Genomic DNA, 11,198 nt, shown 5'->3' with positions numbered 1-11,198 from the left:
AGGTATCACCGCATATTTTGACATCGGGGGCTTTCAAAAAGAAATCTTTTTGGGTGGATTGAACCCCGGCGAAGAAACCCTCATAAGGATCTATTTGCTTCACATTATACTTTTCCCTCTCGCTTTGTTCATATTGCTCGGTGTCCATTTCTGGCGGATTAGAAAAGACGGCGGACTCACCGTGCCGGAGAATTTCGAGCCCACCAAGGGCGAGATCGGCTCCCTCTCTGCTCCGAAAAAGAAGAAAGGAGTACTTAACGCCGGCAAAACCTACGGGTTGATGGCGCTTGTCCGTGACAAAACCCCTGCGGCTGACAAAGATGTGGAAAGCACGGTGATGAGCTGGCCTCATCTTCTGCGAGCTGAGGTGGCGGTCTTTATGCTCTGTTTGGCCGTGGTGGTGGCCTATTCATTTTTTGTAGATGCACCGCTTAGAGAGCCGGCCAACGCCCTGCTGCCTGAAAACCCCGCCAAGTCCCCCTGGTATTTTCTGGGGCTTCAGGAACTGGTGTCCTACTCCGCCTTCATGGGCGGTATCGGCATTCCCACCCTGGCGATAGTAGGCCTTGTTTTAATACCCTACCTGGACCGGGAGCGGCAATATGTCGGCATCTGGTTCTCAAACAGACAGGGACGGCTGGTAGCGTTGACGTCATTTATTGTTGGAGTCGTGGTGCTTATCGGTATACTTGCATTTGTTATCAACTTCGGCTGGTTCAGGAACTGGTGGCCGGATATACCGCAATTGATAATTATGCTTATCAATCCGGGCACGATCTGGGTCGGTTTTACCATGGCATGGACGATATTGGTAATTAAGCGGACCGACTCGACCAGGATGGGGGCCATCGCCTTTTTCACCATGTTTTTGCTCAGCTTTGCAATATTTACCTATGTGGGTACTGAGCTTAGAGGACCCAACTGGGATTTTTACTGGTCAAAAAGCCAATGGCCAATACATTGACGATAATACCATTAAGGCCGGGTTGTTTTTAGTCAAGCGAAACTTCACCTCAAGTTAGAATTAAGAAGCACAAAGGCAGGTTATGTACAGGAAATTTTATGTGTCAATGTCATTAATATCAGGATTGATTTTTCTCGCTTTTATGCTGCTTACCGGTTTCAGAGAGCTATCGCCTGAATGGAAGAAATATCAGAATGAGTACAAAGAATTGTTGATAAAAAATGCCAAGGATGAAGCTACGAAGAAAAAGGCCAAGTCTTTGGATGTTAAGATTCAACAAATCTATCTGAGCAGTCTGAAAAGGATTGATCGGTGTACAAGCTGTCATATCGGTGTTGAGAATCCACTGATGGCAAACGCCGAGATCGTTTACAAACAGCACAGCGGCGATTACCTGAAGGATCATCCGCTGGATAAATTTGGATGTACAATCTGCCATAATGGACAGGGTCGTGCCACTAATTTGAAAGAAGCCCACGGCGCCGGCCGCGATACCCACTGGGATTATCCGATTATGCCGTTAAAGTATGTTCAGAGTTCCTGCGCGCAATGCCATGAGTTTGAGATGTTAAAACAAAACAGAGGAGAAATTGTCGCCGCCGGTGAAAAGTTGTTCAGGGAAAAAGGATGCAAGGGCTGCCATAAACTCAATGGTATCGGCGGGATTTTGGGTAAGGCTTTAGGTGGTATAGGATCTCAGCCTATCGCCTATTTTCCGATGAAGTATGTCAAAGATGAGCAGACACCCTACTCATGGCATAAACAGCACTTTGACGACCCTCGGAATATCGTCCCTGAAAGTGAGATGAAAATTGACATTAAAGATAAGGAATCGGATCTTTTAACTACCTATACATTGACGCTGAGATCGGATGAAATTCCGCAACAATACAGACGCATATGGCAATCCCCCCGGAGCAGGGAAGCGGCCATGGACGGCGAGGCGCTATATAAGATGTACTGCATTGCCTGTCATACTTCAGGAAAATACAGTATTTATGACGATATCTTCAAGAGAACCATCCCGGCCATCATGAATCCGGCCTTCTTAAAATCGATTGATGATAAATTTTTAAAAAAGATCATAGAAGAGGGACGCTCCGAGACCCAAATGACGGCCTGGAAGGCCGATGCCGCCGGCCTTTCTGATGAGAAGATTAATAAGATTCTTCAGTATATAACAAGGGACAGACCGGCTGAGAAATCAGAGCCTTTCATATTATCGAGATTTAACCAGAATATAAAGAACGGCGAGAAACTGTATGAGGTCCGCTGCCAAATGTGTCATGGTCCCAAAGGTGAAGGCGGCGAGAAAATCCTTGGCATCAGCCTTGTGAATCCTGTGGTGCAAAAAGAAGCGGATCCTGAATTTCTGGCGATAACCGTCCGTGACGGAAGACAGGGCACCCCCATGGTGGCTTTTGGCAGCAAGGGGCTGGGGTTGGAGAATCAGGACATTGTAAATATAGTTGCCTATGTAAGAACACTATCAAGTAAAAAATAGAGGTGGAAAAGAGGGATGAAACAGGTGCAAGGTTTTATTAAAAAATATAAAGGCATTATCCCGGTATTTTTCTTAATGCTTTTATCAGCGGGCCTGATGGCAACCTTACAAAAAACAGAGAATGCCTATGGGTTAGACACCAAAATTGATTCCGGCAAAAAAATTTATGAGGAAAGGTGTCTTATATGCCATGGAGCTGAGGGTGACGGCAAGGGGCTGGTCGGTGTTATCCGTAGGTCAGAAAAGAGTGGTCGGATTATGGAGATATATCCAAGGGACTTCGTTAAAGCTGTCTTTAAGTTCCGTACAACCTCAACGGGATGTATGCCCACTGATGAAGACCTCCTAAGGACAATCGAAAATGGTATTTCGAGGTCATTCATGCCCTCCACTAAAGAGATCCTCTCTGCTGCGGAAAGAGAGGCCGTTAAAGAGTTTATAAAGACCCTCTCAGAGTGGTGGGAAGAGGAAGAACCCTGTGAGCCCATAAAGGTGAAAAAGCTTGAATGGGTTGGCAGCTTTTCGTCTGTCGAAAAAGGCAAGCAGCTGTATGAAAAGATGAAATGCTGGGAATGCCATGGCCATGAAGGCAAAGGTGACGGCCCCAAGGCAGAAGACCTCAAAGACGACCAGGGCCACAAGGTATTACCCTTTGATTTTACAACCGGCGCACTCAAGAGAGGTTCTTCACCTGAAAATGTATATATAACTTTTACCACCGGCCTTGACGGGACAGCGATGCCTTCCTATGAGGACACACTGGAAGAGGAAGATCGATGGCATCTTGTTTCCTATACGCTCAAATTAATGCAGCTCAAGGGTCGGGATGAATAACCGTATGTATTCAGGGAAACTATAGTCTATATATATCGTTGATCGGTTCCCATTCACCGCGTGCAAATTATCCCATATATTGTATGTTTTTCATGCTTCAGATGAAGACCCGCATGTGACGATTCCTTGGATCACCCCAAAATCAAACCACCAAAAATTGAAGATTCCCAAATGAAATCATTTATGATATTAGTCTGATGATGATGAGGCGGATTGATTCAGGCCGGAAGCTTGCATTTTCAGCGGATAGATATGAAATCAATATTGGATCATAACAAATTGGGAACCTTGAAATATATTTTTAAAATCCGGAGAGACCATATATTCTACAGCCTCCGAAGAAATTGGAACAATGCACAAAAGCAGGTATTTTTACGATATTGTAACTAAAGGGCAAGTTTACACGAAGGTTGTGAGAAAGGATACTAAATCTCTCGAAGATCAAGTAGTTAAGGCAGATGTGGTTGAAACCTACGTTCCGATAATTAAAAATAACAATTTTATCGGCGCTTTTGAAATCTATTATGATATAACAGCCGAAAAAGAACGCCTTGATAAATTATTGACAACAACAACAGTTGCGCTATTTATTTTAGCATTCAGTCTCATTGGTGCAGTTATTATTATTGTCTTATTCACCCTAAGGGACAGTAAATCCGATATTGAGAGTTAAAATTAAGATGGAACCTACCCATAAAAAGCGCAGGATTACTCTTCGCCAAAAGGCGATCGCCTCCATTTTTCTGGTCTATGCCATCCTGTTTTCATATTTTCTTTATTTCACCATTATGGAACAGCATCATGCTGTTGAAGAGGAGATGATAAATGCAGCGCTGACGAGGGCGAGTTCCGTATCAGCGGTGATTTCGGGATATATATTGAATGAGGATAAAGCGTTTTTGGAGAAGTTTGTGGCGCATGCCTTAGAAAACAGCGATATCGAGTATATTATGTTAACAGACCGGGAAGGGGATGTTTTGGCAAAAGGTGGTCTGCTGCGGGGCCATATGGTGCATCTGGCGCAAGGAAGTCCGGTCGTTAATGAGACAGGTGAGGCGGTGGGACTTCTCCACGCCTCCGGCCATGCCCTACATCTCAGCACGCCTATTGCCCATGATGGCAAAAAAGTGGGGGAAATTCACTTGGGGATAAATACGAGGGAGGTAAACCGACGTTTAGCAAACTCTACCTACCGGGGAATCGCCATTTTCGTTGTGACGCTTTTTTGCGGGTCCCTTTTCACATTATTCCTGGAGCGCCGCTTGAAGGGTTCATTGAAGAACCTGATTCAGACTACCAGGCGTATGGCCCGGGGGGATCTGACCCAGCGGGTTAAGATCGATATCGGGGATGAAGTGGAAGAGCTGGGCAAATCTTTTAACCGGATGGCCCAAGCCCTTGCTGAAAAGGAGCATGAACTGATCATGGCCAGGAACACCATGATTTCCATATTCAATGGAATCACGGCCGGGATTGCCTATATATCCAAAGATTACGAGATCATTCATGCCAACCACGCCTACGAGGTCCTTTTAAAAGATATGGCAGGGTCTTCTTTGGCGAATGGACTTAAATGTTTTGAACTCCTCTACCAGACGCAGGATATCTGCAAGGACTGCCCGGGCAGATTTGCAATGCAGACCGGGAAGTCCAAGGAATTGGAAAGAAAGGTTATACTGCAAAATGGCGCACAGCGTGTATTCATGATTCAGGCCTATCCTGTGCAGGATGCCGGGGAAAATCCAGCCGGATTTGTCGAGTATGTCCTTGATATAACCCAACAGCGAAAATTAGAAAAGGAGCTGAAGTCCTATACCGAGCATCTGGAAGAGATCGCCCAGGAACAAACCCGCAGGCTCAAGGAAGCACAGGTACAGATAATCCATCAGGAGAAGATGGCTGCTTTGGGCCAGATGGCGGCCGGGGTGGCCCATGAGATAGGTAACCCCCTCTCGGCCTTGTCTTCCTTTGTTCGAACTCTAAAGATCGATTTACGAAACAATTGCTCGGACGAAAAGATAAAGGCTATGAAGGAGCAGATCGACCGTATATCCAAGATAGTACGAGAGATGATGGACTTTTCAAGACCGGCATCATATCGCAAGAGGCTCACACACGGCAATCAGGTGATCCAGTCCGCAATTGGAATTTCACGTTATGACAGGAGACTCAAAGGCATTCAAGTGACAACCTGTCTGGACAGTGAGATCCCGGCATTAAAGATAGACGGTGATCAGCTGCTCCAGGTTTTTCTGAACATTATCTTTAATGCAGCCGACGCAATGAACGGCGCCGGTACCCTTACGGTTGCCAGCAAACTGGAAAATCATGCAGTCATTGTTTCGTTCGAGGATACGGGACCAGGCATCCCTGAAGAGTTGTTTTCGCGCGTGTTTGAGCCCTTCTTTACCACCAAGGAGGTGGGCGAGGGAACGGGTCTGGGGCTTTCCGTCAGCTATGGAATTATGCAGAACATGGGAGGAGCGATTCGGGCGTCCAACCGCAAAGGAGGGGGCGCGGTATTTGCTGTAGAAATCCCGTTGTCGTATTCCGGGGAGGAGCAAGAATGAAAGCCAGAGTACTCGTTGTTGACGATGAAAGAGCGATCCGCGATCTTCTCGCCGATGCCGTCAGGCATGCCGGATATGAAGTTCTCTCCGCGCCAAACGGGGAGGAGGCCCTATCCTTGATAGGAAAGGAGGATATACACATAGCCATAGTCGACATAAACATGCCGGGAATGAACGGCATTGATCTTTTGCGGAAGATACCCGATATCTCTCCGGGAACGATTGTCATCATGATTACGGCCTATGCCTCGGTTGATACCGCCGTGAATGCCCTGCGTTACGGGGCCTTCGATTATATCTTGAAGCCCCTCATTTATGAAGAAGTTATTGCCAAGATTATGAGGATCGATCAATACCTCAAGATCAAGCGAGAAAATCAAATCTTGCGGCAGGAAATGGAAAGGCATTACGACTTTCACAACATCATCGCCAAAAGCCAATCCATGCGCAATGTCTTTGATGTGGTGCGTAAGGTTTCCTCAACAGCGAGCAATATTCTGATCACGGGGGAAAGCGGCACAGGCAAGGAGTTGATCGCCCGCAGCATACATTTTAACAGTCCCATGAAGGAGGGAAAGTTTCTTACCATTAATTGCGGCACGATCCCCATTACCCTATGGGAGAGCGAACTCTTCGGCCATGAGCAGGGTGCCTTCACGGATGCAAAGAGCCGTAAGGAAGGATACTTGCAAATAGTAAAGGAAGGGACCCTGTTTTTGGACGAGATATCCGAAATACCTTTGGATGCCCAGGTCAAGCTTTTGCGGGTAATAGATAATAAGGAGTTCACCCCACTGGGTTCGGTAACGACGCAAAGGCTAAGTGCCCGCATTATTGCTGCCAGCAACAAGGACATTAAGCAGATGGTAGGGCAGGGAACGTTTCGAGAAGATCTCTACTACCGGCTGAATGTCATTCATATCCATACTCCCCCCCTGCGGGAGCGAAAGGAAGACGTACCCGCGCTGGTGCGTCATTTTATCCGCCAATTCAACCAGGAATTGGGAAAGAACGTTGCGGGCGTGGATAACATGACCATGAAGCTTCTTTTGAGTTACAACTGGGAAGGGAATGTTCGTGAGTTAAAGAATGTGATTGAGCGGGCCATGATTTTCTGTGATAAAGAACTGATCGGAAATCAGGACCTGCCGGCGGAACTCCACGAGTCGAGGAAAATATCCAAGTTGTTGGGACGTGGAGATTTAAGGCAGAGCATGAAAGAGTTTGAGAAAATTGCCATCCTCTCCGTGCTGGAGGAGGTCTCCTTTGACAAGAAAAAGGCCGCCTCTATCTTAGGGCTAAGCAAATCCTCCCTCTACCGCAAAATGGATGAATTGGGGATCGCCTATTCCACCGGCAATTCCCAGAAATAGGACGCAAAACCCCTCTGTTTTTCCCAATAATGGGAAAGTCTCCCCTCCTGAGAAGAGCGCTCCCGCCCTGCTCTCTCCATAGATTCTATTCAAAAACAGCTACTTATAAAACATCAGGCCCCGCCTGCGCCACTCCGGCACCGATATTGCTATATATTATTAGCATTATAAGCAGATAAGCAGAGAAATCTGAAGCGGCTAAGTTAACAAGCGTTTTGCTTATAAGGAAAAAGTCGTAGAGAACTCGACTCCGGACAAACCGGGAAATGTTTAAAATATAAAATACAGGAGGGATACCAAATGAAATCAATGAAACTGATCTTATCTGCTGCGATCATGTTTTTACTATTAGGGTTGCCGACCGCTCAAGCGGATGCGCCCAAAAGTTCCGGCTGCTTGACGCACGTGGACTTGTCAAAAGAAGCCGAATTCCAGGAAGGCGGATCGATGTTTTCACCGGCTATGCATATGCAGAAAACAGGGATGCCAATGCAAGGCCCCATGACTATGAGCAAAACGGTCGCGCTTGAGAAGCATGCAAACATGCAGCGCGACAAGGAAGGTTCGCACGACGAAGAAAAAGAGGGCCACGTGGACAAAACCGTCGAATCTGAGAAGCATGCAAACATGAAGCCCGGCCAAGAAGACGAGCATAAAGAAGAAAAGAAAGCTTCCCACGATATTCATAAGGGACAACACGGGGGCGTGTTTTTTATGGCGCCTAACAAAATCCATCACGTAGAGGGGATCTATTCCAAGAAGTGCGGATTCTCTTTGGTGATCTTCAACGCGCATACCAAGCCGATCAATGTGAACCGATTCCGCGCTTTTGTTAAGTATGTTCCCGAAGACGAAGACCAACTGGAAGCCATACGATTTCTTTTACCGACCAAGGACGGCAGCCTGCTTAAAGCCCCGAGTGTTGACATAGAAGGGCCGTACGAAGTAGAATTGTACTTGAAGTTTCCGGCTGGTGAAGAGCCGGCAATGTTTAATATACCTGCCAGTCACGATTTATAACCAGAAGATGTGCGTGGCAGAAAATTTAGAGGCGCTCTAACGGGCCTAGCCCGAATAGTTCAGGGAAATGGGAATCCTGTTGCTGCCGTTCGCGGGCTGGGAATACGCCCGCTTGTTGCGGTTCAAGCAAAAGGAAATTTCGATACTATCAGGTCAAAAATATTTTGGAGGCGTTATGCCTAAATATCAATACTCAGTTGAAATTCCCGATCTTGAATACTGGAAAAATCAGATTAAATGTCAGTCTGCCTGTCCGGTTCATACGGATTCGAGAGGGTATGTGCGTGCGATTGCAGAAGGTGACTTTGAAAAAGCTTATCTGATCGCTCGCGGACCCAACCCCTTGGCTTCGATGTGCGGCCGGATTTGCGGCGCTCCCTGTGAAACCGCCTGCAGCAGGGCGAATCTTGACGAATCTGTTTCCATTCGGGCTTTGAAAAGATTTGTTACCGGAAAATTCGGGGTGGAATCCGGCAAATACGATGAGAGCCCTTTGCAGGTTATTGAACGATTTCGTTCAATGACGCCGGATGAATGCGAAGATTCCGAAGATATCAAGAATTTTCTAAGACATTTCCAAATTTCATCTATCGCTGAGGACGCACCCATGGTCGGCATTATCGGCGCGGGACCCGCCGGGCTGGCGGCGGCTCACGATCTTTGCCTGATGGGTATAAAACCGGTCATTTATGAAATGGAACCCGTGCCTGCGGGCATGCTTTATCTGGGAGTTCCCGAGTACAGGCTGCCGCGCAGTCTTATTAAAGCCGAAGTTGAAGTTATCAAAGAACTGGGAACCGAAATTATCTGTAATACCCAAGTCGGTAAAGACATCACTTTAAGCGAGCTGCGTTCCCGACACCAGGCCGTGCTTATTGCCGTCGGGGCTAAAAAATCAAGGAAAATCCCCATACCCAACGTTGATGCTCCCGGAGTTATCGGCGGTGTGGATTTTTTGCGAGATGTGGCGCTTAAGCGTGAACTGGAACTGGGAGAGAAAGTCATTGTTATCGGCGGCGGCAATGTTGCTTATGATGTCGCCAGAACGCTTATCCGGCAGCAGGAGTATGATGTGTCGCGGACTGCAATCCGTCAAAAAGGAGTAAAGGAGGTGCACCTTGTTTGCCTTGAGTCCCTGGAGGAGATGCCGGCCGATACAGTAGAAATAGATGAAGGCGAGGAAGAAGGAGTCATAAGATACAATTCATGGGGGCCGCAAGAGATACTTGTCGACGACAAAGGGCAGGCCTGCGGCGTAAAGTTTAAGCACTGTTTGTCTGTTTTTGATGAAGACGGACAGTTTGCCCCCCGGTTCGATAAAAGCCAGGTTATGGATCTTTATGCCGACAAGGTATTTTTAACGATTGGGCAGGCCACGGATTTATCGTTCATCGATTCCGACGATGTGGCCTTGAATGAGCGCGGCCAATTGAAGCTTTCTCCATCTCTTTTTGAAACAGAGGCTGAGGGCGTTTTTGCGGCCGGCGATGTCGCTCACGGCCCTAAACTTATGATTGACGCCATTGCCAGCGGAAAAAAGGCGGCCAGGAGAATTTATGCCTTTCTGAAGAAAAAGGAACTTTCCGCGGACACGACAGCGCTGCACACGGCGATCAAGGATTACACGCGCGAATGGGATTACGAAAGCACCCCCCGGGAAGGGGTGCCTGCCATGCCGCCGGAAGAGCGCAAAAAGGCCATGAACCTGATTGTTGAAAAAGGCTTCACTGAAACCCAGAGTAGACGTCAAGCAAGCAGGTGCTTTGATTGCGCCGTGAATATAATTTTCCACAGTGATAAATGCATCCTTTGCGGAGGCTGCGCCGATGTGTGCCCGCAAAACTGTCTGAAACTCGTATCAATCCAAAACCTTCAGGGTCGATCTGATTTTCAGCAGCTTCTCCAAAATTATTATAAGGATATGCCCCTTTCAGAAGGGGGCGCCATCATAAAGGATGAAACCGTTTGTATTCGCTGCGGCCTGTGTGCCCAACGGTGCCCGGCCAATGCCATAACCATGGAAACATTTTCTTTTAAGGAGGTATGGGCAAATGAGTGATCAAACTCAAGGCAAAGCAGGTGTATCCAGGCGCGACTTTCTCGGTCTGGCATCTGTAGGAGCTGTTATTTTATCATCTTTGACTGCTGTTGCCGGGATGTTAAGAATACCGAAACCGAATGTTCTCTATGAAGAGTCACAAAAATTCAAGATTGGAAAACCCGATAATTTTCCGGTAGGCACGGTAAAGAAACTTGATGATAAAAAGGTTTTTATATTTGCCGACAGTGACGGAATTCATGCCATATCCAGTATATGCACGCATCTGGGGTGTATTGTTTATACTACCGAGTGGGGTTTTCAGTGTCCCTGTCACGGCTCCAAATATAATCGAACCGGCAAAGTTATTGCCGGACCCGCACCGCGAAATCTGGCCTGGTTGGATATAAGCCAGAGTATGGACGGCACGCTTGTGGTTGATGCCGCCAAAGAAGTAAAACCGGGGACTACGTTTAAAGTTTAAATTAAGGAGCGTTTATGAATGCGTCGAAGCGGTCAGGACTCAATGAACTCAAAGATAATATACTATCGCTTAAGAGTTCATTTATAAGTTCCTTTCTACTGCACGGCAAACCCATATCTGACAGGTCAAGAGTTGCTATAATCGTTAACAACTTTTTCCTCCACATCCAGGGCGCCAGAACCCACATAAATACCTTAAGACCCACATATACATTTGGTTTAGGACTTATCACGCTAAATCTGCTTTTAATTGCCGTAGTGTCGGGTATCTTACTCATGATCTATTACCATCCTTCGGTAGAGCTGGCTTACAGCAGTGTTAAAGACATAAGCTATGTTGTTTTCGGCGGAAGACTGTTGCGAAACATTCACAAATGGTCCAGCGAGGGTATGATAATTGCGGTCATATTTC

The 11,198-nt window shown here is 46.9% G+C and carries 9 protein-coding genes and 1 pseudogene; all 10 read left to right on the top strand.

Translation table 11 applies throughout. The annotated features are described in order from the left end of the window. A partial coding sequence (locus V3S16_RS08765) for a cytochrome b N-terminal domain-containing protein (protein WP_413884301.1) occupies positions 1-964 on the top strand: 964 nt, incomplete at its 5' end. 106 nt (positions 965-1,070) lie between these two features. Then, complete coding sequence (locus tag V3S16_RS08760) at positions 1,071-2,468, top strand: c-type cytochrome (protein WP_413884302.1); 1,398 nt, start codon at positions 1,071-1,073, stop codon at positions 2,466-2,468. A gap of 15 nt (positions 2,469-2,483) precedes the next feature. After that, the gene (locus V3S16_RS08755) at positions 2,484-3,302 is read left to right on the top strand and encodes a c-type cytochrome (RefSeq protein ID WP_413884300.1); all 819 of its coding nucleotides are present in this window, start codon (positions 2,484-2,486) and stop codon (positions 3,300-3,302) included. A gap of 412 nt (positions 3,303-3,714) precedes the next feature. Beyond that, positions 3,715-3,975 (top strand): hypothetical protein, encoded by a 261-nt coding sequence (locus V3S16_RS08750; protein WP_413884299.1) that lies wholly within the window; start codon positions 3,715-3,717, stop codon positions 3,973-3,975. Between the two features lie 7 nt (positions 3,976-3,982). Then, the gene (locus V3S16_RS08745; protein WP_413884298.1) at positions 3,983-5,872 is read left to right on the top strand and encodes an ATP-binding protein; all 1,890 of its coding nucleotides are present in this window, start codon (positions 3,983-3,985) and stop codon (positions 5,870-5,872) included. Beyond that, entirely contained in the window at positions 5,869-7,245 is a 1,377-nt protein-coding gene (locus V3S16_RS08740) for a sigma-54-dependent transcriptional regulator (RefSeq protein WP_413884297.1), read from the top strand. Before V3S16_RS08745 ends, V3S16_RS08740 begins: the two co-directional genes overlap by 4 nt. A 300-nt stretch (positions 7,246-7,545) precedes the next feature. Further along, a complete protein-coding gene (locus V3S16_RS08735; RefSeq protein WP_413884296.1) occupies positions 7,546-8,265 on the top strand; it encodes a hypothetical protein in 720 nt (239 codons plus the stop codon). 175 nt (positions 8,266-8,440) lie between these two features. Next, complete coding sequence (locus V3S16_RS08730; RefSeq protein ID WP_413884295.1) at positions 8,441-10,324, top strand: FAD-dependent oxidoreductase; 1,884 nt, start codon at positions 8,441-8,443, stop codon at positions 10,322-10,324. Then, a complete protein-coding gene (locus V3S16_RS08725; RefSeq protein ID WP_413884294.1) occupies positions 10,317-10,787 on the top strand; it encodes a ubiquinol-cytochrome c reductase iron-sulfur subunit in 471 nt (156 codons plus the stop codon). The genes V3S16_RS08730 and V3S16_RS08725 overlap by 8 nt, the downstream gene beginning before the upstream one ends. 14 nt (positions 10,788-10,801) lie before the next feature. Then, positions 10,802-11,198: pseudogene (locus V3S16_RS08720) on the top strand (hypothetical protein); the annotation flags it as partial.

Source organism: Candidatus Desulfatibia sp. (assembly GCF_036446775.1).
In the GTDB taxonomy this organism is placed as follows: Bacteria; Desulfobacterota; Desulfobacteria; order Desulfobacterales; family UBA11574; genus Desulfatibia_A.
The sequence above is the reverse complement of the archived record's forward strand: the minus strand, read 5'-3'. Positions and strand labels throughout refer to the sequence as shown.